At 71.7% G+C, this 22,257-nt stretch carries 27 protein-coding genes; all 27 read left to right on the forward strand.

Annotated features, from left to right (window positions below; all coding sequences use genetic code 11):
• The first annotated feature begins 44 nt into the window (after positions 1 to 44).
• The 27 genes from VE614_RS18950 (at position 45) to VE614_RS19080 (ending at position 22,245) form a co-directional block, all read left to right on the forward strand.
• Positions 45 to 995, forward strand: a complete 951-nt coding sequence (locus tag VE614_RS18950; RefSeq protein WP_324938051.1) for a mucin-2 — start codon at positions 45 to 47, stop codon at positions 993 to 995.
• Positions 992 to 1,822: a zinc finger domain-containing protein gene (locus tag VE614_RS18955; protein ID WP_324938053.1), complete on the forward strand. Its 831-nt coding sequence runs from the start codon at positions 992 to 994 to the stop codon at positions 1,820 to 1,822. Before VE614_RS18950 ends, VE614_RS18955 begins: the two co-directional genes overlap by 4 nt.
• On the forward strand, positions 1,819 to 2,064 hold the full coding sequence (locus VE614_RS18960) for a hypothetical protein (RefSeq protein ID WP_324938055.1): 246 nt from the start codon (positions 1,819 to 1,821) through the stop codon (positions 2,062 to 2,064). The genes VE614_RS18955 and VE614_RS18960 overlap by 4 nt, the downstream gene beginning before the upstream one ends.
• Entirely contained in the window at positions 2,061 to 2,243 is a 183-nt protein-coding gene (locus VE614_RS18965) for a hypothetical protein (RefSeq protein WP_324938057.1), read from the forward strand. The genes VE614_RS18960 and VE614_RS18965 overlap by 4 nt, the downstream gene beginning before the upstream one ends.
• Positions 2,240 to 2,686, forward strand: coding sequence for a hypothetical protein (locus tag VE614_RS18970; protein WP_324938058.1), 447 nt, complete (start codon positions 2,240 to 2,242; stop codon positions 2,684 to 2,686). The genes VE614_RS18965 and VE614_RS18970 overlap by 4 nt, the downstream gene beginning before the upstream one ends.
• Positions 2,687 to 2,708: 22 nt before the next feature.
• A complete protein-coding gene (locus tag VE614_RS18975) occupies positions 2,709 to 3,494 on the forward strand; it encodes a hypothetical protein (RefSeq protein ID WP_324938060.1) in 786 nt (261 codons plus the stop codon).
• Between the two features lie 152 nt (positions 3,495 to 3,646).
• Positions 3,647 to 3,991, forward strand: a complete 345-nt coding sequence (locus tag VE614_RS18980; RefSeq protein WP_324938062.1) for a hypothetical protein — start codon at positions 3,647 to 3,649, stop codon at positions 3,989 to 3,991.
• Between the two features lie 90 nt (positions 3,992 to 4,081).
• Entirely contained in the window at positions 4,082 to 5,785 is a 1,704-nt protein-coding gene (locus VE614_RS18985; RefSeq protein ID WP_324938064.1) for a hypothetical protein, read from the forward strand.
• 125 nt (positions 5,786 to 5,910) lie between these two features.
• Positions 5,911 to 6,558 (forward strand): hypothetical protein, encoded by a 648-nt coding sequence (locus VE614_RS18990; protein ID WP_324938066.1) that lies wholly within the window; start codon positions 5,911 to 5,913, stop codon positions 6,556 to 6,558.
• A gap of 57 nt (positions 6,559 to 6,615) precedes the next feature.
• Positions 6,616 to 7,089 carry a hypothetical protein gene (locus VE614_RS18995; RefSeq protein WP_324938068.1) on the forward strand — a complete coding sequence of 158 codons (474 nt, stop codon included), beginning with the start codon at positions 6,616 to 6,618 and terminating at the stop codon, positions 7,087 to 7,089.
• Positions 7,090 to 7,343: 254 nt separating this feature from the next.
• On the forward strand, positions 7,344 to 7,790 hold the full coding sequence (locus VE614_RS19000; protein WP_324938070.1) for a helix-turn-helix domain-containing protein: 447 nt from the start codon (positions 7,344 to 7,346) through the stop codon (positions 7,788 to 7,790).
• A complete protein-coding gene (locus tag VE614_RS19005) occupies positions 7,790 to 9,028 on the forward strand; it encodes a PBSX family phage terminase large subunit (RefSeq protein WP_324938072.1) in 1,239 nt (412 codons plus the stop codon). The genes VE614_RS19000 and VE614_RS19005 overlap by 1 nt, the downstream gene beginning before the upstream one ends.
• A gap of 70 nt (positions 9,029 to 9,098) precedes the next feature.
• Positions 9,099 to 9,536: an HNH endonuclease signature motif containing protein gene (locus VE614_RS19010; RefSeq protein WP_324938074.1), complete on the forward strand. Its 438-nt coding sequence runs from the start codon at positions 9,099 to 9,101 to the stop codon at positions 9,534 to 9,536.
• A complete protein-coding gene (locus tag VE614_RS19015; protein WP_324938076.1) occupies positions 9,523 to 11,004 on the forward strand; it encodes a phage portal protein in 1,482 nt (493 codons plus the stop codon). Before VE614_RS19010 ends, VE614_RS19015 begins: the two co-directional genes overlap by 14 nt.
• Before the next feature lie 18 nt (positions 11,005 to 11,022).
• The gene (locus VE614_RS19020; protein ID WP_324938078.1) at positions 11,023 to 13,275 is read left to right on the forward strand and encodes a phage minor capsid protein; all 2,253 of its coding nucleotides are present in this window, start codon (positions 11,023 to 11,025) and stop codon (positions 13,273 to 13,275) included.
• On the forward strand, positions 13,253 to 13,453 hold the full coding sequence (locus tag VE614_RS19025) for an Rmf/CrpP fold protein (protein WP_324938080.1): 201 nt from the start codon (positions 13,253 to 13,255) through the stop codon (positions 13,451 to 13,453). The genes VE614_RS19020 and VE614_RS19025 overlap by 23 nt, the downstream gene beginning before the upstream one ends.
• A gap of 89 nt (positions 13,454 to 13,542) precedes the next feature.
• Positions 13,543 to 14,205 (forward strand): hypothetical protein, encoded by a 663-nt coding sequence (locus VE614_RS19030; RefSeq protein ID WP_324938082.1) that lies wholly within the window; start codon positions 13,543 to 13,545, stop codon positions 14,203 to 14,205.
• A gap of 12 nt (positions 14,206 to 14,217) precedes the next feature.
• Positions 14,218 to 15,072: a N4-gp56 family major capsid protein gene (locus tag VE614_RS19035; RefSeq protein WP_324938084.1), complete on the forward strand. Its 855-nt coding sequence runs from the start codon at positions 14,218 to 14,220 to the stop codon at positions 15,070 to 15,072.
• Positions 15,073 to 15,217: 145 nt separating this feature from the next.
• Entirely contained in the window at positions 15,218 to 15,616 is a 399-nt protein-coding gene (locus VE614_RS19040) for a hypothetical protein (protein ID WP_324938087.1), read from the forward strand.
• Positions 15,610 to 15,933 (forward strand): hypothetical protein, encoded by a 324-nt coding sequence (locus VE614_RS19045; RefSeq protein ID WP_324938089.1) that lies wholly within the window; start codon positions 15,610 to 15,612, stop codon positions 15,931 to 15,933. The genes VE614_RS19040 and VE614_RS19045 overlap by 7 nt, the downstream gene beginning before the upstream one ends.
• Positions 15,930 to 16,286 (forward strand): hypothetical protein, encoded by a 357-nt coding sequence (locus tag VE614_RS19050; protein WP_324938091.1) that lies wholly within the window; start codon positions 15,930 to 15,932, stop codon positions 16,284 to 16,286. Before VE614_RS19045 ends, VE614_RS19050 begins: the two co-directional genes overlap by 4 nt.
• A complete protein-coding gene (locus VE614_RS19055) occupies positions 16,279 to 16,698 on the forward strand; it encodes a minor capsid protein (RefSeq protein WP_324938094.1) in 420 nt (139 codons plus the stop codon). Before VE614_RS19050 ends, VE614_RS19055 begins: the two co-directional genes overlap by 8 nt.
• Positions 16,699 to 16,709: 11 nt before the next feature.
• A complete protein-coding gene (locus VE614_RS19060; protein ID WP_324938097.1) occupies positions 16,710 to 17,228 on the forward strand; it encodes a phage tail tube protein in 519 nt (172 codons plus the stop codon).
• Positions 17,225 to 17,689 carry a hypothetical protein gene (locus VE614_RS19065; protein WP_324938099.1) on the forward strand — a complete coding sequence of 155 codons (465 nt, stop codon included), beginning with the start codon at positions 17,225 to 17,227 and terminating at the stop codon, positions 17,687 to 17,689. Before VE614_RS19060 ends, VE614_RS19065 begins: the two co-directional genes overlap by 4 nt.
• A gap of 227 nt (positions 17,690 to 17,916) precedes the next feature.
• Positions 17,917 to 20,337: a phage tail tape measure protein gene (locus VE614_RS19070; protein ID WP_324938102.1), complete on the forward strand. Its 2,421-nt coding sequence runs from the start codon at positions 17,917 to 17,919 to the stop codon at positions 20,335 to 20,337.
• Between the two features lie 3 nt (positions 20,338 to 20,340).
• Positions 20,341 to 21,246 carry a phage distal tail protein gene (locus VE614_RS19075; RefSeq protein WP_324938105.1) on the forward strand — a complete coding sequence of 302 codons (906 nt, stop codon included), beginning with the start codon at positions 20,341 to 20,343 and terminating at the stop codon, positions 21,244 to 21,246.
• 15 nt (positions 21,247 to 21,261) lie between these two features.
• Positions 21,262 to 22,245, forward strand: a complete 984-nt coding sequence (locus tag VE614_RS19080; RefSeq protein WP_324938108.1) for a hypothetical protein — start codon at positions 21,262 to 21,264, stop codon at positions 22,243 to 22,245.
• Positions 22,246 to 22,257: the final 12 nt, after the last annotated feature.

Below are 22,257 nucleotides of genomic sequence, written 5' to 3' on the forward strand. Positions count from 1 at the left end.
CGCCCCGAACCCGACACCCCACCACCGTAAGGAGGGCCGGCGCCGTGGCGTGGCTCAAGATCGACGACTCAAGCCACATGCACCCGAAGTTCATCGCCGCGGGTAACGCCGCGTTGGGCTTGTGGTTGCGCTGCGGCGCCTACTCCGCGCAGCACCTCACCGAGGGACACGTGCCCGGAGTCGTGGCCAAGCAGTACGGCACCGCTCCCCAGGCGCGCAAGCTCGTCGCGGTCGGTCTGTGGCACGAGCACGGGCACGACTGCCCCCGTTGCGCGCAGCCGACCCCGGGCGACTACGTGGTGCACGACTTCTTCGAGTCCGGTCGCAACGCCACCCGGGCCCAGGTCGAGGCGAACCGCGCCGCCGCCGCCGAGCGCAAGGCCAAGAGCCGAACGCGGGCGAACAGCGCGCGGACCGTCGACGAATCGGCCGCGGATCGTGAGCGAAACACGCACGGTCCGACGCCGAATATCGACGGGAACGAACCCCCGTTTCAGGGCAGAAACGCAGGTCAAGAAGGGGTGTCACGGCGTGACGCTGCGGAGGGTGTCACAGGCCCCCAAGCCAACACCAAGCCTTACCCCTCCACTTCCTACGGAAGTGGAGGGAAACAAGCTAGCTCCGCCGAACCTCGGATCGCCGAGCCTGTACGGCCCCTCGTCGACGCCATGAGCGCCGCCGGAATGGTCGTCTCGTGGGAGCTCGCGCCGGCCGAGTGGCTGCTGCTGCAAGCCCTGATCGAACGCTGCGGCGTCGCCGTCCTCGTCGACCACGCCGGCGGAGCCTGGCAGGCCGCCCGCACACGCCCCCGCTCGGCTCGGTACTTCCTCGCCGGCTGGCGCTCCCTTCCCTCGATGCCCGCCCACACCCCGGACACCAGCCGCGGCCCCAACGTCGTGCCGCTCAAGGCCGGCCGCCCCTCGACCACCGATCAGCGCGTGCGCGACGGACTCGACCTCGCCGCCCGACTCCGCGAACAGGAGGCCACATCATGACCCCGGCCGACGCCGCCGAGCTGCTCACCCTGTGCGCAGCATTCGACCGCCGCACCATCGGCGAGGCCGACGCCCGCGCATGGGCATACGCGCTGCGCGACGTCCCCCTCGACGACGACGCCCGCGACGCAGTCGCCGACCACTACGGGCGTACTGAGGAGTGGATCACCCCCGCCCACGTGCGGAAGGTCCGCGCCCGCATCCGTGCCGACCGCATCGGCGCCGCCCACCCCGTCTACGAACCCCCGCAGGGTGAGTACGAGACTGGCGCCCAGTTCACGGAGCGGCGCCGCGCACAGATCGCTGCCGCGGCTGACGGCAACGTGCCGGCCCGCTCCATCGGGCAGGCCCTCGACGCCGTGCCGCCGCGCGAGGTCCTCGCCTTGGTCGCCGGCATCGGCCGGCCCGTCGACGACGAGCCGGCCCCGTACATCAGACCCGAGCGGCGAGCCGAGGTCCGCGCCCCGTTCAACGGCAAGCGCCCCGCCCTCGTCGAGCTCGCCGTCGACTGCCCGAACGAGCAGTGCCGAGCCGGCCGCCGCCGCTTGTGCAAGGGGTCGCGCGGCGCCGAGCTGCGCACCGGAGTACACGCGAGTCGACGAGACGCCTACGCCACCGCTTACGCCACCTGCCCGGAGTGCGACGCCGGCCCCGGACAGCAGTGCGCCGCGCCCGAGCCGCACCCCGCGCGCATCCGTGCCGCCCTCGCGCCGGCCCCGGACGCCGAGGACGACGACGAGCAGCAGGACCTCGCCCGCCTCATGAGCACCCCACCGCAGCCGCGCACCGCGCGCGCCCGCCACACGACCGGAGGACTCCGCGCATGACTCCGAACGCTGCCCGAGCCACCATCGCCGCCCACCTGACCGACGCACTCGACGTGCACCCGCACCTCGCCACCCTCACCGCATCCGAGCTGCTCGACCGCCTTGCCCGCGACGGATGGCAGATCACCGTCACCCGGGACGCGCGACCGGTCGCGCCTCGCGCGCGGGAGACCTCGCGCGCTCGGCGCCTCGTTGCTCGGCTCACCCGCCGTGCCCGATCGAACGGAGACCCGACCCCATGACGACCGCTGATCTCGTCGTCGCGCTCGTCGTGCTGCTCGTCGTCGCCTCGGGCGTACCGCTCGGCCGGATCGCGTGCCGACGAGACCCGGGCCCGTTGCGCCGGCACCCGGCCGACACTCGCGGCGCCTGCCCGCCGCACTGCATCACCTGCACCGCACTGAACGAGGGGGACCGATGAACACCCGCACCACCCGCACCCGAGCCGACTCTCGCCGCGGCCGGATCGCCGCCCGCGAGACCGAGCGCGACGCCCGCCGCGACCGCTTCCGGCTGCTGCTCGCCCGCGCCGACCGCGGGGTGCTCACCGCCGAGGACTGCGCCCAGCTCCGCGGCGACGTCGAGGCCGAGGTCGCCGAGAACGACACCTTCCGGCGCAGCGCCGGCGGACAGCAGGCCGCCGCGATGCGGCTGCACAAGCGGATCGAGGCCGCCGAGCAGGCGATCGTCGAGACCGAGTCCGACCGCGACGAGCAGGCCGAGCGGCTCGCCACCGCGGCCAAGCTCGCCGGCGCCCTCGGCGACTACCTGCCCGGCGACGGATGGCACCTCGCCGAAACGATCCGGCGCCTGTGCGAGGGCGAGCTCACGCCCGAGCAGGCCCTCGCCGACACCGCCCACTGACCAACCCCAGGGAGCACCACCGATGACGCCCGCCGCCATTGCCCGTCGCGAGACTGCCGACGCGCTGCGCACCGTCCGGGAGCTGTGGGGCGAGCTGCTGCTCGCCATCGAGACCCCGCCGGCCGATGTGTGGCCCCCGCGGCAGCTCGCGCACACTATGCGCGCCGGCGACGACGAGCAGCTCGTCGTCGAGGACCGCGCGCCCCTGGTGTTGCGCGAGCACCCCGCCCCGCTCAACCTCGGCGCGCTCGACGCCGGCCTCGCCATCGAGCGGCAGGTGTTCGCCCTCGCCGACACCCTCGCCGCCGCCGTCCAGCAGGCCGCCGGCGACGACCCTCGCCTGTGGCGCCCTGCCACTGACCGCGGTCCGGGGAGCCGCGCGCACGGGCTGCACTTCGCGTGCGTGTGGGTCGAGGGGCGCGCGCTCGACGAGGACACCGAGCCCGAGCTCGACGAGCACGGCGCCCTCGTCGCTGCCCCGTTCGGCGCCCTGCCCGAGTATCTGCTGCACGAGGCACGGCGCACCGCCCGGAGCGTCGAGGGCCGGCTGCTGCGCGCCCTCGGCCTCGACGAGCGGCACACCCCCCTGCCGGATCGCCCGTGCCCGTGGTGCGCCGGCGAGCTCTCTCTGCACACCGGGCCCGAGCAGGCGCCGACCGTGACGTGCTCGACCGGGGCCGAGTGCCCGGCGCCCGTGGACGTCGACCGGTACGGCCGGCGCGTGTGGGAGTGGGCCGACCTGCTCGCCCTCGTCGCAGTCCTGGCCGCCGGTGAGCAGCCCGGGGCGGTGGGGCCGGCCGCGGCGTAGGGCCGGCCCCAGGGTGGGGTGCCGGGCAACTCCCGCCCGCAAGAGATGAACTGAGTTCACGTCAACACTTGTGAACTCAGTTCATTTCAACTACGGTGAACCTCGTTCCGCCGGGCCTCCAACCGGCACCACCGAGCAAGGGAGCAAACCCCATGCGCACCAACCGAATTGAGCTGCCGCCCTACCCGAGCGACGAGGATCACGCGCCGCTGCTCGTCGACCTCGCCCTCGCCGAGGTCGTGTTCGCCCGGGACGTCGCCGACGGCGACCTCGTCCTCGGCATCGCCGACCTGTTCGGCCGCGTCGAGTACCACAACGACCAGTACACGGCCCGTCCGCAGCCGTTTGACCCGACGTGCCAGTGCGGCGGCTGCAACACCTACGACGCCGCCGAGGGCCCGTTCGTGAACCTCGGCGACGACAACCAATGGCAGGTGTGCGACTCGATGCCCGCTGAGTGGCTCGTCGTGATCGTCCGGGCCGCCCACCTCGCCTGACCTCCCCTCGGGGGCCGCCCACCCGGGCGGCCCCCACCCCGCCGGGTCTCCAACCGGCACCACGCCAACAACCCCAAGGGAGCAAACCCCATGGATCAGCAGACGCTCACCGAGCAGACCGGCATCAGGTACGCCGCCGCCGGACGCCGCGGTAAGCGCGTCCACTACTCGCCCGGGAACGACGACACCCTGTGTGGACGGGCGATCGAGCAGTACCTCGACGCCTCGGAAGCGGTCGCCCTGCTCGACAAGGGGCACGAGCTGTGCACCCCCTGCCACCGCGCGGCCGAGAAGCGAGCCGAGGCGCAGCGCCTCGCCGCCGAGTCCCCCCTCGCCGCCGCCGCGGTCGCCTTCGCCGAGACCGTCGAGCAGGTCGACGCCGAGCGCGCCGAGGCCGAGCAGGACGTCGAGCAGCGATACGTCGTGCACGAGCTCGGCGACGAGTACGGCGTGATGGACACGTACACCGTTGAGTGGGTGATCGAGCAGACCGAGCAGAGCGACGCCGAGGCGACCGCGGCACGACTCAACCGTGAGCACGCCGAGGCCCGCGCCGCCGGCCCGATCGTGCACCGGTTCCACTCCACCGGCGAGGCGTACAACGCAACACAGTGCCGCGACCACATCCGCGACGGCGACGTGCTCGTGATCGAGCGCGAGCAGGTCGTCGGGTTCCTCGTCGACGCGTGGCCGGGCGCCATCACGACCGCGCACGGCGAGCTGCACACGTTCACCACAGACCCTCGGACGCTGGGCAACGGGAAGTACGCCGCATCTGTCGACCTCGCCGAGCAGCTCGCGCGGGAGCTCGGCGCCCCCCTCGCCGCCGAGCAGCGCGTCGTCGAGGGCGTCGTCGTCGAGCACGCCGGCGTCACCGAGGGCAGCACCCCGAGCAACTCCACTCACCCCGACGTGGTCGCCGCGCGCGCCGCGCTCGCTCAGCTCAAGCCGGCCGCGCTCACCGATCACCACGACGTGACCGAGCCGACCGAGGCCGAGGTCGAGGTGCGCGGGTTCATGCTTGACCCGCGCGGGGGCGGGCGCGTTGCCGCCTACTGGCTGGAAGGGGGGCGCATCGTCCGCCACGACGAGCCGGTGAACGGCACGTGCCTTGAAATCCTGGCGATGCGGTTCGAGCGGGCAGGGTGGACCGTCGAGCCCATGCTGCGCAGCTCGCAGTGTGTCTTCGCGCACCGTCCGGCCGAGGCCGCCGCGCCCGCTCCGCAGACGACGGCCGCCGCGGTCGAGCCGGCCCCGGCCGCTATCGAGCCGGCCGCGCCCGAGTGTCTGCACCGGATTGCCGTTCGCCCGGACGTGTCCGGCGACCCGATCACCACGTGCGCCCGCAAGCAGCCCAACCAGGAAGCCGGCGTGTTCAGCGACGAGGGATGTGTCGAGGCGTTCGACTGCGCTGTTCAGGCCGCCAACCGGGCCGCCGAGATGAACGTCGAGGAGGACGCGCCGGCCGGCGACCCGCTGTACCTGTGGGACCTGCTGTGTGTCGAGCACCGTGACGACGAGCAGCAGGTCGACACCTGCGAGAAGTGCAACGCCGTACCGGCTGAGGACCGTTGCCCGGAGTGCTCGGGCAAGGGGTGCCACTGGTGCTACTGGACGGGCGAGAAGCAGCCCGAGCAGACCGAGGCCAGCGTCGGCGAGCAGGGCGTCGACGAGCCCGCGGCCGAGGTCGCCGGCACCTGGCGTGCGGGGTGGATCAAGGCCGAGCAGGCGCCGGCCGGCGATGCGCTGTTCGACCTCGGCGACGACGTCGAGCAGGGGCAGTTGTTCGCGTAGCGCCCACCCGTAAGGATGAACCGAGTTCACCACTCTACTTGTGAACTCGGTTCATCCTCGGTAGTGTGAACCTCGTTCCGCCGGGTCTCCAACCGGCACCACCCACTACCACGGGAGCAAACCCCATGGACCTCGTCACCTTCGCCGCCGCCCGCACCGCTACGCAGCACTTCGGCATCATGGTTGAGGGTGCCCCCTTCACCATCTGCCGCACCTCGGCCTGCAACCTGGCCCCGCTCGACGAGGCCGGCGAGGGGCCGATCTGTCAGACCTGCACGCGCGGGGCGGCCGTTCTGCGGTCGCGTGTGCTGCGTCCCGAGGTGCGCCTGCTGGCCACCGCCCGCAGCGCCACCGCCGCGGGGCACTACCTCATCGAGGCCGAGGGCGAGTCGGTCGCCTACTGCGGTAAGCAGCTCGGCGAGGCCACCCCGAAGAACACCCGCGTCTGCAAGCCGTGCGAGTCGCTGCGCTCTGCGGTCGCCGCGTTCGATCAGGAGCGGCTGAGCGAGCAGTGCGGGTACGCGGTCGACGCCGAGCGGCCGATCGAGTGCGCCGACTGCGATTGGGTGGGCCGGTACGTTGAGGACTCCCCCAAGGGCAAGGCCGAGTGGCGCCGCCACTTCTACGAGGAGTGCGGCGCCGACATGGAGGACGAGGCCGGCGAGCAGCCGCGCGTCGAGGACGTCGTCGGGACGTGGCGCGAGGAGTGGTTCACCGCCGGGCAGCAGGTGCTCGACGGACTGCTCGACGAGCAGGGCGCACTCTTCGCCTGACCATCCCCGCCCGCCCCGGACCCCCGGGGCGGGCCCTTTTCGACTGGAGAGCACACCGTGAGCAGCAAGGGCAACGAGCAGCGCGCCGCCACATACCGCCGCAAGCAGCCGCCGGGCAACGGCACCGAGCAGCGGTCGCTCGCCGAGCAGCAGCGCGCGATCGAGAAGGCATTCGGGGCCAACTCGCCGCGCGGCCGGCTCGTCGCAAGCCTGCTTACCGCCGTTGTCGCGTACGAGGACGAGGAACGGGCGGCACGGGAGCGGGAGACCGCGGAGCGCGCCGCCCTCGCGCGCGACGTGGCAGCCACGCACGACGCCGATCGCGCGGCCGACGAGTTGACACTCGCCGAGGTGGGACGCATCCGGCGCGCGTACAAGCTCGCCGAGGCAGCCACACCGCGCGTGATCATCAAGGCGCACGAACAGCAAGGCATGAACGCGGCGGAGATCGCGCGCGAGCTGGACGTCGCACCCACGTACACGGCACGCATCATCCGGGAGCACAAGGCGGCGACCGAGGGCGAGGCGTAACGGGCCGGCTCGCCGTTCTCCACCGTCGAGCCGACCCTCGCCGCCGGACCGGACCATGGGCGAGCAAACCGCCCGCCGGTCCGCGGCTGCGCACAGGGTATCTCGCCGGCCGACCCGAACAGGCTTGCGTCGTTATCGATCTGTGACCTAATGTTGGGGGTGCCTCCGGCGTGCCCGGAAACAACGACCCTCACCACGTCCCGCCGCATCCCCTCCGCGGCGGGGCGTTCGCATGTCCGCGGGGAGGTGACGCCATGGCCGAGCCGATCCGAGAGAAGGACCGCGCGGCAGTTCGCCGGCTGCACGCCGAGGGCAAGTCTCGTAACCAGATCGCCCGAAGCATCGGGCGCAGCGCCGCCACCGTGAGCAAGATCGCTCGCGAGGAAGGGCTCACCTTCGCCGGGGGCGCCCGCGTCGCCGCGGCCACCGAGGCTCGCCGAGCCGATGCTGCCGCGCGCCGCGAGCTGCTCGCCGACGAGGCCCTCGACGGCGCGCTGCGCCAGGTCGAGCAGGCCGGCGGCGCCGAGTCCGCCCGCGACGCACGCGACCGGGCCACCGCCGCCCGCGCGCTCACCGAGGTACACGCCCGCGTTTCCGAGCTCACCCGCCAGACCAGTACCGGCAGCGCCGGCGCCTCGATGCTCGACCGCCTCGCCGATGCCCTGATCGGGCCGAGCGGGGGTGACCGCGAGGGGGTGTGATGCCCGCGCCGCTCCCCCTGTCCGACAAGCAACTGCGCTCGATCCGTGAGTCGTTCACCGCCCGTATCTCGATATGGCACGGCAGCGTGCGGTCGGGAAAGACCGTGGCCTCGTTGCTGGCGTTCCTGCTGTCGATCCGGCGTGCGCCGGCAACCGGGTTGATCCTGCTGTGCGGGCGAAGCTTGCAGACGATCGAGCGCAACATCATCGAGCCGCTGTCCGACCCCGAGCTGTTCGGGGCGGACGTCGCCTCGGAGATCCGGCACACCCGCGGCGCGACCGTCGCAACGATCCTCGGCCGCACCGTGCACCTGATCGGCGCGAGCGATGCGCGCGCCGAGGGCCGGCTGCGCGGCGCGACTGCCTGCCTGGCCTACGTCGACGAGGCCACCCTCGTACCCGAGCCGTTCTTCGTGCAGTTGCTCGCGCGACTGTCCGTACCGGGGGCGCGGCTGCTGTGCACCACGAACCCCGACTCGCCCCGGCATTGGCTGCGTAAGGGCTACCTTGACCGGGCCGGCGAGCTGGACCTCGCCGAATGGCACTTCCGCCTCGCCGACAACCCCTCGCTTTCGCCGGCCTACGTCACCGCCCTGTCCGCCGAGTACACCGGTCTCTGGCGCCGGCGCATGATCGACGGGGCATGGGTGGTCGCCGAGGGCGCGATCTACGACATGTACGACGAGCAGCGGCACGTCGTCGACGAGCTGCCGGCCATGCGCCGGCACTGGCTCGGCATCGACTACGGCACGACCGCGCCTTTCTCCGCGGTGCTGCTCGGCCTCGGCGACGACGACCGGCTGTACGCCTGTGCCGAGTGGCGGTACGACTCCCGCGCGCGGCATCGGCAGATGACCGACGCGCAGTACAGCGCCGCCGTCCGCGGCTGGTTGGCCAAGCTCGGCGTCGAACCCGAGTGGACGTTCGTGGACCCGAGCGCGACGAGCTTTTCGGCGCAGCTCTGGGCCGATGGGCACCCCCGGGTCGCGCGGGCCGATAACAGCGTGCTCGACGGCATCCGCAGCATGTCGAACGCGCTCGACGCCGGCCTGCTGCTCATCCATCGCTCATGCGAGGGGCTGCTCGACGAGCTGCCCGAGTACGCGTGGTCGGAAGAGGCCGCCGCCCGCGGTGAAGACCAGCCGATCAAGGCGAACGATCACTCGGTCGACGCCGCCCGCTACGTGCTGCACAGCACCGCGCACGAGTGGCGCCACCTGCTGACCCTCGCCGCCTAGTCCCCCAACCACCGCCCGGCCGCCCAGTGATGGCGCTCAGGGCCGCACGCGTGCCGAAGGGGGGTGAGGCATGTCTGCCGACTGGACCGACCGTTTCCTCGCGCGCGTCGTCGACACCCCCGCCGGCTGCTGGCAGTGGACCGGCTACCTGATGCCGAACGGCTACGCCCGCATCTCGATCGCCGGCGAGCGCCAGTACGCGCACCGCGTCGCGTACGAGGCCATGGTCGGGCCGATAGCCGAGGGCCTCGTGATTGACCATCTGTGCCGCAACCGCGGGTGCGTCAACCCCGACCACCTCGACGCCGTGACGCAGCGAACCAACGTGCTGCGAGGCGAGTCGCACGCCGCCACGCGGGCGCGGCAAACCGCCTGCATCCGAGGTCACGCATTCGACCGAGCCAACACCTACCGGGCCGGCAACGGCACCCGGAAGTGCCGCAAGTGCCGCGCCGCGGCGCGCGAGCGAGCTCGACGCAGACAGGGGGTGACGCGTGTCCCTGCCTGAGAACGGCGCCCCGTGGCCGCCGCCTCACCTGTCCAGCCTGTACCGGGAGATCACCGTCAATGACGCGTGGTACTCGGGCGACCGGCGCCGGCTCGCCGAGGTCTACCGCACCGAGCGGCAGCGGCGCAGCGACGGCCGGCGCCGGCTGTGGGCACGGCACCGCACAGCGGATCGGACCAAGGGTGACGACGGCCGGCTGCACATTCCCCTCGCCGGCGACATCGCGAGCGCCTCGGCCGAGCTGCTGTTCGCCGAGCCCTTCACGTTCACCGTGGCCGACACCGGCACACAGGGCCGGCTCGAAGACATCGCCGAGGCCGGCGGACTGGCAAACACCCTGCTTGAGGCTGCCGAGGTCGGGGCCGCCCTCGGCGGAACCTTCCTCCGGGTTACCTGGGATTCCGAGCTTGCCGCCCGTCCGCTGATCACTGTCATGCATCCCGACAAGGCGCTGCCCGAGTTCTCGTACGGGACGCTGCGCGCCGTGACGTTCTGGCGCGAGCTGCCCGGCAGCGACGACGACACCGTATGGCGCCACCTCGAACGGCACGAGCGCGGGCGCATCGTCCACGCCCTGTATCAGGGGACGTCCGACCGCATCGGCACCCGCGTGCCGCTCACCGAGCACCCCGATACGGCCGGCCTCGTCGACTCCCTCGACGCCGAGGGCGACACCATCACCACCGGCGTTGACGCGCTCACCGCGGCGTACGTGCCCAACGCGTTGCCCAACCGCCGCCACCGCGGCTCACCGTTCGGACGCTCCGACTACGACGCACCCCTGCATGACCTCATGGACGCACTCGACGAGACATGGTCGAGTTGGCTGCGCGACATCAGGCTCGCCCGCGCGCGGCTGATCGTCCCGGACGCCTACCTACGCGACCACGGCCCCGGCCGCGGCGCCTCATTCGACGACGACCGGGAAATCTGGGCCGCCCTGTCCATCCCGCCCACCGAGGGCGCCGGCATCACCCTGTCGCAGTTCGCGATCAGAGTCGCCGAACATCAGACGACGTCCGACGCGATCGTGCGCCAGGCCGTACAGTCCGCCGGCTACTCACCGGCCACGTTCGGCATGGACGATCAGGGCGCCGTGACCGCGACCGAGGTCAAGGCCCGGATGCGGCGCAGCATGACCACACGCGAGAAGAAGTCGCGTTACTGGGCGCCGGCCCTCGCCGACATCCTGCACGTGGCGCTCATGCTCGACCGCCACCTGTTCACTCCCTCGCTCGTCGTCGAGCGGCCCCGAGTGGCGTTCGGCGACGGAGTGAGCGAGGACCCGACCAGCGTCGCTCAAACCCTGTCGCTGCTCACCCAAGCACAGGCCGCGAGCGTCGACACGCGCGTGCGCATCCTGCACCCCGATTGGGACGACGACGCCGTGCGGGCCGAGGTCGACCGCATCCTCGTCGAGACTGGCGCCGCCGTGCCCGACCCCATGCAGGCCGGCGCCCTCGCCTGACATAAGGAGGGGGGCGCCGTGCCGATTCACCCCGGCCTCGTCGAGGACCTGTCCGCCGGCGTCCGCAGCCTGTACGAGGACGCCGAGCAGCGGTTGCTCGGAATCATCGCCCGGCAGCTCGCCGACGGGTACGACGCCCCGGGGTGGGCCGTGGCCAAGCTCGCCGATATCCAGCCGCTACGGCGCGCGGCGCAGCAGGTCGTCGACTCGCTCTCGACCGCCCTCGACCTTGAGGTGTGGGACGTGATCGCCGAGGCGTACAACGTCGGGGCGCAGGCTGGCCTCGCCGAGCTTGGCGCCCTGGGCGACGACGACGCCCGGCGGATCGCCGAGACGACGCCGGCGACGCGCGCCGTCGACCGGCTCGCGCAGGAAACGGTCGACCTCGTCACCGAGACGCACCGCGGCATTCTCCGCGGCGTCGAGGACGGGTACAGGCAGGTGATCGCCGAGGTAGCGGCAACGCCGCTGCTCGGCATCGACACCCGCCGCCAGGCCACGCAGCGCGCTATGGAGCGGTTCGCCGACCGCGGCTTTCGATCGTTTGTCGACCGCTCCGGGCGCGCGTGGCAGATGACGAGCTACGCCGAGATGGCCACCCGCACCGCCCTGGGGCGAGCCGCGGTCGAGGGGCACACCGACCGACTGCGCGCGGCCGGCCTCGGCCTCGTCATCGTCTCCAACGCCCCGCACGAGTGCCCGCTCTGCAAGCCGTTCGAGGGCAAGGTGCTGTCGATCGACGGCCCCGACGGGCCGCGCGAGGTCACCGTCGAGCACGCCATCGAGGACGACCGCACCGTGCGCGTGCACGTGGTCGGCTCGCTCAACGAGGCGCGCGCCAGGGGCTTTCAGCATCCCAACTGCCGGCACTCCGTCGCCGCCTACCTCCCTGGTGTGACCCGCGTCCCCGAGGACGCGTCCGAGGACCCCGACGGGTACGAGGCGACACAGAAGCAGCGCGCCATCGAGCGCAACATCAGGAAGTGGAAGAAGCGTTCAGCCGCCGCCCTCACACCCGAGGCCAAGCGCGCGGCCGAGGCCCGCGTGCGCGCGTGGCAGGGACGGATGCGCGGACACCTCGCCGACCATCCCGAGCTCATCCGCCGGCGCGAGCGCGAGCAGCTCGGCGCCGGCAACCTCCCCCCGGACAGTGGCACCGCCGGCCGGCCCGGCACACCGGCCGGCCCCGGCTCGGACGTGTTCGAGGCCGCGCGCGTGCGCGCCGGCGACGAGCGCACGCTGCCCGAGCTCACCGACGAGCAGCTCGGCGCCGCCATCCGGCCCGGTGTCCTCGATCAGCGCGACCTCGACCGCATCCGCAGCGAGGCTGACCGGCGCGATACGGCCGAGTTGCTCGCCCGGCTGCGCCCGAACGGCCGGCTCGCCGAGCCGCTTACGCAGTTCAGCGACGACGAGCTCGCCCACGCGATCGGGCACCTGGGCGACGACGAGTTGCTGCGCGTCGTGGCCGAGCTCGACCGGCGCGACGTCGACGCCGCCCTGCCGGCCGCGCGCCGCGACCTGATCGGGCTATCCGACCGCGAGCTCGCCGCACGGGCCCGCAACGTCGACGAGGCCGAGCGCGCCGAGATCGCCGCCGAGGCCAACCGGCGCCGGCTGCTGGCCGAGGTCTTCCCCGGCGGCCGGCTCGCCGCGGACCTGTCCACCATCGGCGACGACGTCCTCGGGTGGGCGATCCGGTACGCGACGCCCGAGGACGTCGAGCGGATCGCCGACGAGCTCGACCGCCGGTACCCGCCGGCCCCGCTTCCCGAGGCCGCCGGCGCGCACACCATCGAGGGGCAACTCGCCGACCGGGCCGCCATCGACGAGGCACTCGCGCCGGCCGAGACGCCCGACGAGTGGGGGTCACTCGCCCTCGACGAGGACCCGTACGCCGGAATGACCGCCGCCGAGCGATGGATCGCCGAGCGTGAGTACGAGGCCGAGCAGCAGCGCACCGCCTACACCCGCGCGCAGATACGCGAGATGTACCGCGAACACGTGTGGGCGCAGTACCTCGCCGCCGAGGACGCTACGAACGGCTATCTCCTCAACCGCAAGGCGCGCGCGGCCGGCGTCGACCCGGCGACCTTGTTCACCGGGCCCGCGCACGTCGCGTACGCCCGCGCGAGTGAGGACCTGATTCGGTGGTGGCAGGATCACCCGCGCCTTACGCTTGCCGAGTACACAGAGCAGATCACCGGCGTGCGGAACGCCGCCGCGGACACCGCGCGCAAGTCGCGCGATGATCAGCAGAACCGACTCTGAGGGGGCAGCAGTGGGCAGTCGTGGCGAGCTCGCCCGAGCCATCAACGCCGGCGCCGAGGCCGGCCGCAACGGTGACCCGGTCACCTCGTGCCCGTTCCCCGCTGGTGACCTACGCCGCTCGGCATGGGTCCGCGGGTACGCCGGCGCGCGACCGCTCCCCGACGAGTCCGCCGACTAGACGCTCGGCCACCTCCAACACCCCGTAAGGGCCTGCCAGATGGCGGGCCCTTTTTTCATGCCCGCACACCGCCCAAGGACGGATCACGCATGTCTGAACCCACCTCGACGCCGGCCCCCGCCCCGGCCCCGACCGACCCGCCCGCGGCCCCGGCACCGACGCCCCCGGCACCGCCCGCGCCGGCCGCTCCCGCGGCGCCGGCCCCCGCGGTCGACCCGGCGGCCGAGCAGCGCGCCACCGAGGCCGAGCAGGCAGCGCAGCGCGCACAGGCCGAGCGCGACGAGCTGCTCGCCGCACTGCGCAGTGTGCTGGACCCGAGCGGCGCGGCCGGCGAGCAGGACCCGGCCAAGCTCGCCGAGCAGGCCGCCACCGAGCGCGACGCCGCGCTCGCCGAGGCCCGGCAGCTCCGCGTCGAGCTCGCCGCCCACCAGGCCGCGCACAAGGCCGGCGCCGACCCCGCGCGGCTGCTCGACTCCCGCACGGTCGAGAAGCAGCTCGCCGCCCTCGACCCGACCGACCCCAAGTTCGCCGAGCAGCTCGACACCGTGATCGCCGCGGCGGTCGAGGCAAACCCGCTGCTGCGCGCCGAGGGCACCGCGCCGGCCCCGCCCAAGGGGGGCGCCGACTTCACCCCGGGCACCCCGCAGACGGTCACCCCCGAGCAGTTCGCCCGCATGACCTACGCGCAGCGCGTCGAGCTCCACCAGTCCGACCCCGATCTGTACGCGCGGCTGTCCGCCGCAAGCGAGTAAGGAGGGCAGCCGATGCCCGCAGGAAAGACCACCGCGGCACAGATGATCGTGCCGGACGTCTGGGCCGACATGGTGCAGGCGAAGTTCAAAGGCGCGCTCATCCTGGGCACGCTCGCAGTCGACGACAACACCCTCGAAGGTAAGCCCGGCGACAGCGTCAGCTTTCCGAAGTGGACCTCGCTTGGTGAGGCTGAGGACCTGACCGAGGGCACGCCGATGACGCCCGAGCAGCTCGGCACGAACCCCGGCAGCGAGGCGACGATCAAGGAGGCCGGCAAGGCGGTCGAGCTCACCGACAAGTCGAGGCTTGTCGCGTTCGGCGACCCCTACGCCGAGACGCAGCGGCAGCTCGGCGTACTGATCGCGCGGAAGATCGACAAGGATCTGACCGCCGCGGCCGAGGCCCCCGGCGTGATCACCGTGGACGCCTCGACGAGCGCCCTGTCGTGGAACGTCATGGTTTCCGGCATCGAGCGCTTCGGGGACGAGTGGGACCCGGAGAACATGGCCGGTCTGGTCATTCACTCTGTGCAGCGTGCCGCCCTGCTGCGTGATCCGAACTTCATCAGCGCCGACAAGCTCGGCGCCGGCGCCGTGATCCCGCGCGGCGTGATCGGTCAGGTGGGCGGCGTGAACATCTACGTTTCCGACCGCGTCACCACCGCGGGGACCGGGGCCGACATCACGTACAACGCGCTGCTCATCCGGCGTGGCGCCCTCGGCCTGCTCTACAAGCGCCGGCCCATCGTCGAGACAGACCGCGACATCCTCGCGCGCACCACGGTCGTCACGACCAACGTGCACTACGCGACGCACCGACTCGACGACGAGGGAATCGTCGTGCTCAAGACGAAGGGTGCGGCGTGATGATGCTTCGCCGCTACCACCGCGGAAACGATCCTTCGGACGACGAGGACGAGCAGCAGACAACGGAAGACGAGCAGACAGACGGGCCGCCGGCGAAGAAGCCGACGGCCCGTTCTGCTGCCCGCGGCAAGCCGAGGGGGTGATCGTGGCCCGACAGCCCTACGCCACCCCCGAGCAGCTCGCCGCATGGCTCGGCCGGCCCACACCGGCGGACGCCGAGCGGCTGCTCGCACGGGCCGGCGAGGACATCGACTCGGCCCTGCTCACCGCCGTATACGCGGTCGACGAGGACGGCGACCCGCTCGACCCAGACGTGCGAGCCGCGCTGAGCAGTGCCACGTGTGCACAGGTCGAGTACCAACTCGCCGCCGGCGACGACGGCACCGGCGCAGGCGGACAGTGGGACTCGGTATCGATCGGGCCCGTAAGCCTGTCCGGGCGCGGCCGGCGCGCAACAGCGACGGCCGGCGTCGACCTGGCCCCCCGCGCCGAGCGCGCGCTGCGACGGGCCGGCCTCACCCCGGGGCAGGTGTTCCCATGGTGACCCGCGTCCCCGAGGTCCTGCTGCGCCACCGCATCCGCATCGAGCCGTACGCCGGCGACTCCGCGTACGGGCCCACCTACCGGCCGGCGGTCGAGGACGTGCCGGCCCTCGTCGACCCCTCGCCGCGCCTGGTGCGCGCACCGGACGGTCGCGAGGTCACCGCGGCGGCGACGTTCATCGCCGGCCCCGGGCTCGACTGTCCGCCCGGCTCGCGCGTGACGCTGCCCGACGGCCGCACCGCGACCGCGCTCACCGTCGCCCACCACACCGCCCCGGGCCTCCCGGTGCCTGCCTGTACGGAGGTGAGTTGCGAGTGAGCCGTGCCCGTACCCGCATCCGCTGGAACGGCGACGCAGTCCTCGGCCGCGCCCGCGCCGGCGCCGCGCGCGGACTGCGACTCGGCGCCGAGCACCTGCTCGCCGAGTCCCGAACCGAGGTCCCGATCGCCGAGGGCACCCTCGAACGCTCCGGTACCGCCACCGTCGACGAGCGCGACCTCGTCGCCGGCGTCAGCTACGACACCCCGTACGCCGCGCGCGTGCACGAGGACCTCACCGCCCGGCACTCCCCGGGCCGTAAGGCGAAGTTCCTTGAGGACCCGGCCAACCGCGAGGCCGGCGCCATCGGCGAGTTGATCGCCGCCGAGGTCCGACGGGCGATGCGTGGCTGACCTGCTCGACGGCGTCGCCCGCTACCTCGACGAGCTCGGGCTGCTCACCTACGACCCCACCGGCACGAGCGGCGACACGTTCGTCGAGACGTTGCCGCCCGAGCCGGCCGAGGTAGTCGGCCTGTGGCTCTACGGGGCCGGCGAGCAGGACGCCCGCAACGGCTACGACACCCGATCACTACAGGTGCGCGTGCGCGGCACCGCGGACCCGCGCACCTCGCGCCGCCGCGCCGAGGCCCTGTACGGCGCCCTTCACGGACTCGCCGGCCTCGAACTCCCCGACGGCTCATGGCTCGTGCTCGCCGCCGCACAGGCGCCGGCCCCGATCGGCACCGACGCCTCGGGCCGGCACGAGCACACGGTGAACGTCCGCCTCGACGTGGCCAACCCCACCACCCACCGACCCGACTAGGAGGTGCTCCCATGGCCGCGAACAGTCGGCCCATTGACGCCCGCGGTTGGCTGTTCGAGGTCCTCGACGCCACCGTGACCAGCCCCGAAACGTGGCTCCCGATCGCTGGCCTTACCTCGTTCACCCACAACCCGGGGGAGAACGAGGAGACCGCCGAGACGACCGCGTTCGACAGCGAGGGCTATTACGAACAGGACGTGATGCAGCGGGGCGCCACCCTCGAAATCGAGGGGCAGTACCGCATCGACCCCACCACCAAGACGCGCGACGTCGGGCAGGCGTACGTCGATGAAGTCTGGGCGAACCGACTTGGCATCGACTCGCACAACAAGGTGCGGTGGCGCCACAAGAGCCAGACACAGTGGGTGATCTGGGACGCCACCGTGACCCCGGGTGAGCAGGGCGGCGAGACCAACGACAAGACGAGTTGGTCGGCGACGATCACCAGGAGCGGCAAGCCGACGTCGGCCGCGGTATCCGGCGGGACGACCCCGGCGACGCTCGCGAGCAAGACGGGGGGTGACGCGTGACCGAGGTCCCCGAGCAGCTCGTCGAGGTCGAGTCCGCAGACTTCGATGCGTTCTTCGCCGAGCAGGCGCCCGCCCGCCCCCGGGTGACGTTCACCCTGTACGGGCGCGAGTACACCCTGCCCGACTCCCTGCCGCTGCTGTTCACGCTCAAGATGGAGCAGGTTCAGCACAGCTCCGACCCCGACGACGTGCGCGCCATGCTCGCGACCCTCTTCGGCGAGGGCGCCCTCGACACGTGGGCCGAACACGGCATGACCGACCGGCAGCTCGGCGTCGTGCTGATCTACTCCGCCGCCAACGTGCGCAAGCCCGGCTCGATGACCATGCAGCGCGCCGCCGAGCTGCACGACGAGCAGGAAGCGGCCAAGGAGGGAAAAGTGGCGCCGGCCCCGAACCGAGCAGCCCGTCGGGCGAGCAAGAAGAAGGGCAAGACGCCGGCGCGTTCTGGCGCGCGGTCCTAACGCACTGGCCCGCGGTCGAGGCGGACCTCGCCCGCGAGTACGGCCTCGACGCCGCGCAGCTCGCCGCCCTCTCTACCCGCCGTTTCCTCGTCCTCGTCGCCGGCCTGCCGGCCGAGGCCCGGTTCGCCCGCGCGTGGGCCCGCACGCCGCGCGAGGTCGACAACCCGGCGGAGATCGCAGCAATCACCGGCCTACCGGCCGGCCCGACCGACGGGGGGTGATCTGCTGTGGCGCTCACCGTGGCCGAACTGCTCGCGACGATCGACGTCGACGACCGCCAGGCCGAGCGGGGCCTCGCGCGCGCCGAGGCGAGCGTCGTCGCCGCGGCCGAGTCCATCACCGCCGAGGCCGCCCGCGCCGGCGACCGCGCCGGACAGCAGCTCGGCGAAGGTCTCGCCGACGGAGCCGAGGACGGAGCCGAGCAGGCCGCCGGTGGACTGCGCGACAAGCTGAGCGCGTTCGGATGGGCCGCCGTCGGCGCGACCGTCGGCGCGGCCCTGCTGGGCGGCGTCAGTAAGGCGCTCGACGAGCAGAAGTCGAACAGCCTGCTCGCCGCGCAGCTCGGCGCCGACCCGGCACAGGCAAAGCGGCTCGGCCAGGCGGCCGGCTCTCTCTACAGCAAGGGGTACACAGACTCAGTCGCCGACGCGAACGAGGCTCTCAAGTCCTTGTGGCAGCAGGGCCTCGTACCCGCGGATGCGACGCAGAAAGAGCTCGAAAAGATCGGCGGCCGGCTCTCGCAGGTCGCACAGATCATGGGCGAGGAGGTCGGGCCCACCTCGGCCGCGGTCGGCCAGATGCTCAAAACGGGAATGGCCAAGAACGCCGAAGAGGCATTCGACATTCTCGTAAAGGGCACGCAGAACGGCCTGAATAAGTCCGAGGATCTGCTCGATACTTTCAACGAGTATTCGACGCAGTTTCGCGACATGGGAATGTCGGGACAGCAGGCAATGGGCCTCATTCAGCAGGGGCTCACTGCTGGTGCCCGAGACGCCGATATCGTCGCGGACGCGTTCAAAGAACTTAACATCCGCATCAAGTCGGGTGAGGCGGCCGACGCGCTCAAGTCCATTGGACTGAACGCCGATGAAATGGCCGCGGCTTTCACCAAGGGTGGGCCGACCGCCAATGCGGCACTCGATACATTGATGGACCGCCTACGGGCGGTAAAGGACCCGACGGAACGCTCGCGCCTCGCGGTTGCCTTGCTGGGCACGCAGGCCGAGGACCTCGCCGGCGCGCTTTTCTCCCTCGACCCCTCGACCGCCGTTGCATCGCTCGGCAAGGTCGACGGGGCAGCGAAGAAGGCCGGCGACACGATGCGGGATAACGCATCGACGCGCGTCACGGAGTTCACCCGCACCCTTGAGCACGGCTTCGTGAGCGTAGTGGGGAACCACGTTGTACCGGCCCTATCGGCTGCGGCCGATGGCGCGGTCGCCGTTGGCTCTGCCTTCGGTACCGGCGCCGCGTTCGTCTCCGAGCACGGCGTCGCGTTCGGCATCGTCGCCGGCATCATCACCGCCGTCATGCTGCCGGCCCTTATCGCCCTCGGGGTGCAGGCGTACACGACGTCGGTCGCCACGGTGACGAGCTGGGCCACGCAGACCGCGGCCGGCGTCACCGCGGCAGCGCGATTCGTCGCCACAAACGCGGTGATCGTCGCCGGCTGGGTAGCGCAAGGCGTAGCCGCTGGTGGCACCGCGCTACGGGTGGTGGGCGCGTGGGTGCTCATGGGCGCGCAGTCGTCCATACAGGCGGCGCGCATGGCCGCTGCCTGGCTGATCGCCATGGGCCCGGTTGCTTTTGTGATCGCCGCTGTTGTCGGCCTCGTCGCGCTCGTCGTGTCCAATTGGGACGCGATAAAGAACGCCACTCTCGCGGCATGGAATTGGGTTTGGGAAAAGATCAAGTGGGTTGGCGAAAAGCTCGTCGCTTTCTTCCTCAACTTCACTTTGGTTGGCCTGATCATCAAGCATTGGGATTCAATCAAGGCAGGAACTAGACGAGTCTGGGACGCAACGGTTCAGTTCGTCCGAAGCATCCCGGGCAAGCTCGTTTCCTTCTTCCTGAATTTCACTTTGATCGGGCTCATTATCAAGCATTGGCAGTCGATCAAGGAGGGAACGGCAAGGAAAGCGGGCGAAATGCTCGCATTCGTGCGCGGACTGCCCGGAAAGGTTGTCGGATATTTCGGCAACTTCGGCACGATGCTGTACGACAAGGGCGCGGATCTGATCCGCGGTTTGTATAACGGCGTCAAGAACATGGGATCGTGGCTAAAGGGAAAACTGATCTCTTTCGCCAAAAACATGATCCCGGGGCCGATCGCGAAGGCACTCGGAATTAGTTCACCATCCCGCGTCATGGCGCGCGATGTAGGCCGCTGGATTCCCGCCGGCGTGGTCAAGGGCATTCGCTCCGGGCAGGGGGCGGTCGACCGCACCATGCGCACACTCATCCCCTCCCCCCGCATGCCCGCCCCCGCACTGGCCGGTGCCTCGGCGTACGGATCACCGGGCGCGCTCGGCCTTACCGCACCGGCCGGCCCAACTGTCCGTATCGAGCACTGGCACGCCGCGGACACCGGCACTCCCGAGCAGAACGCCGCCGCGCTCGCCTGGCACATGAAGCAAAGGGGGTAAGACATGGCCGCGGGCGACCGCGTCACCGCCCCCGGACACATTCAGTACGGCGACGAGCTGCTGCTCGGCCCCGGTACCCCGTTCCGGTGGCGCACCCTTTCAGGCTGGGAGGAACTTCCCGCCCTCGACTCGGGCAGCGTCAACCGGAGCGATGCACACGGCAGTTACCCCGGACGCTTGCTCGCGCAGCCGCGCACGATCACCGTCGACGACGTGATCGTGCGCGCGCCGGCCGCAACGATCGGGGCCACGCTGCGCGCGCTGAACGCCGCAACCGCAGTCGCCGACGACGAGCTGCCGCTCGTGGTGTGGCTCGACGACCGCGGGCCGCTGCTCGTCGGCGCCCGCGTTCTGCGCCGTGCGGTTCCCGTCGGTCTCGGTTACCGGGTCGGCACGATCACCGGCGCCGCCATCCAGTGGGAGGCATCCGACCCGCGCCGGTACGGACTCGTCGAGCAGCAGGTCGAGACGCAACTGCCCATGGCCGAGGCCGGCCTCGACTGGCACCTCGACCCCGGGCCCGAGCACCTCGCGTACCCGCTCGTCTTCGGCGAGCCCGGCAGTACCGGCACCGTCGCCACCCTCAACGAGGGCGACGCCATCACGCACCCGCTGATCACCTTCCGCGGACCGGTGGAACTGCCCTCGATCACCAATCTCCGTACCGGCGACACCCTCGAATACGACATCGAGCTCGCCGCCGACGACACGCTGCTCGTCGATACCGCGGCCGGCACGGTGACGCTCAACCGCACCGCAAGCCGGCTCTACACCGCGACCGCCCGCTCGGTCCCAGAGAACACGTTCACCCTCGCCCCCGGCACGACCGCGCTCACGTTCCGCGCCGCCCCGGGGTCGGCCGACCCACGCGCCTCGTGCTCGATCCGGTGGCGCTCGGCCTACTGGTAAGGAGGTGACCGCCCTGTGACCGTGCGCGCCGGATGGCTGCTGCCAACAGGGCAGACCCGCGAAGACACACGCCTCGTCCCCCTCGGGACGATGGCGCCCGAGTCCACGATGACGAGCCGCGACGGTGTGATCGCCGGCGGAAACCCTCTCGCCGCGACCGGCGTCGGCACCATGCAGGTACAGATCGGCACCGGCCGCGCCATCGTGCAAGGGACCACGGCCCAAGGCGCCTACCCCGTGGCAGTCACGAGCCCCGAAACGCTCACCCTCGCCGACGGGCACGCGCAGTTCAACCGCATCGACTCCGTGGTGCTGCGGGTGCGCGACGGGCTGTACGACACCAGCGAGCAGACCACGGTCACCGTTGAAATCGTCCAAGGGCCAGCGACCGCGACACCGACCGCACCGACGATCCCGGCCGGCGCGCTGCGCCTGTGGGATATCACCGTTCCGGCCGGCGCCTCGGCCGGAACCGGCGGGATCACATGGAACTCGGCACTCGCCGACCGCCGGCGGTACACCGCGGCGTACGGCGGGATCATCCCGCGTGGGTGGGGGCTCAGCTTCGCCGGCGCCTACCCGGGCCAGTACCGCGACAACGGCACCGGCCTTGACCGGTGGGACGGTACGACGTGGCAACCGCTCGAACCGTCGGTCGGGTGGACCGCGGTAACGCTCGCCTCGGGCTTCAGCAACAACGGCAACGCACAGGGCATCGTGCGGTACAGGCGCATCACGATCGCCGGCGTGCCGTTCCTCCAGCTCCGGGGCGGCGTGTCTTGGGCGACGTCCGGCTCGATCCCCAACAGCGGAAACCTGCTCGCCTCGGTGCTGCCGGCGGGCTACCGGCCGGCCGCACTCACGTCCCTACCGATCGCTGCCGGCGGCGTCGACATCAAGCTCGACGCACAGACGTCGGGGCAACTGCGCCTGATCAGCAGCTCAGGAGTGACCACCTGGGCCGCTCTGTCCGGGGTGCAGTACCCGCTCGACGCGTAAGGGGGGTGGCCC

The sequence above is a fragment of the Streptomyces sp. genome, assembly GCF_035645055.1.
Lineage (GTDB): Bacteria > Actinomycetota > Actinomycetes > Streptomycetales > Streptomycetaceae > Streptomyces.

Coding starts and splice junctions, on each gene's coding strand:
- VE614_RS19075 (WP_324938105.1), top strand. CDS start 20,341: ATGGCCGCGGGCGACCGCGTCACCGCCCCCGGACACATTCAGTACGGC.
- VE614_RS18985 (WP_324938064.1), top strand. CDS start 4,082: ATGGATCAGCAGACGCTCACCGAGCAGACCGGCATCAGGTACGCCGCC.
- VE614_RS18975 (WP_324938060.1), top strand. CDS start 2,709: ATGACGCCCGCCGCCATTGCCCGTCGCGAGACTGCCGACGCGCTGCGC.
- VE614_RS18970 (WP_324938058.1), top strand. CDS start 2,240: ATGAACACCCGCACCACCCGCACCCGAGCCGACTCTCGCCGCGGCCGG.
- VE614_RS18960 (WP_324938055.1), top strand. CDS start 1,819: ATGACTCCGAACGCTGCCCGAGCCACCATCGCCGCCCACCTGACCGAC.
- VE614_RS19000 (WP_324938070.1), top strand. CDS start 7,344: ATGGCCGAGCCGATCCGAGAGAAGGACCGCGCGGCAGTTCGCCGGCTG.
- VE614_RS19060 (WP_324938097.1), top strand. CDS start 16,710: ATGGCCGCGAACAGTCGGCCCATTGACGCCCGCGGTTGGCTGTTCGAG.
- VE614_RS19010 (WP_324938074.1), top strand. CDS start 9,099: ATGTCTGCCGACTGGACCGACCGTTTCCTCGCGCGCGTCGTCGACACC.
- VE614_RS19005 (WP_324938072.1), top strand. CDS start 7,790: ATGCCCGCGCCGCTCCCCCTGTCCGACAAGCAACTGCGCTCGATCCGT.
- VE614_RS19035 (WP_324938084.1), top strand. CDS start 14,218: ATGCCCGCAGGAAAGACCACCGCGGCACAGATGATCGTGCCGGACGTC.
- VE614_RS18965 (WP_324938057.1), top strand. CDS start 2,061: ATGACGACCGCTGATCTCGTCGTCGCGCTCGTCGTGCTGCTCGTCGTC.
- VE614_RS19045 (WP_324938089.1), top strand. CDS start 15,610: ATGGTGACCCGCGTCCCCGAGGTCCTGCTGCGCCACCGCATCCGCATC.
- VE614_RS19025 (WP_324938080.1), top strand. CDS start 13,253: ATGATCAGCAGAACCGACTCTGAGGGGGCAGCAGTGGGCAGTCGTGGC.
- VE614_RS18980 (WP_324938062.1), top strand. CDS start 3,647: ATGCGCACCAACCGAATTGAGCTGCCGCCCTACCCGAGCGACGAGGAT.
- VE614_RS18955 (WP_324938053.1), top strand. CDS start 992: ATGACCCCGGCCGACGCCGCCGAGCTGCTCACCCTGTGCGCAGCATTC.
- VE614_RS18990 (WP_324938066.1), top strand. CDS start 5,911: ATGGACCTCGTCACCTTCGCCGCCGCCCGCACCGCTACGCAGCACTTC.
- VE614_RS19030 (WP_324938082.1), top strand. CDS start 13,543: ATGTCTGAACCCACCTCGACGCCGGCCCCCGCCCCGGCCCCGACCGAC.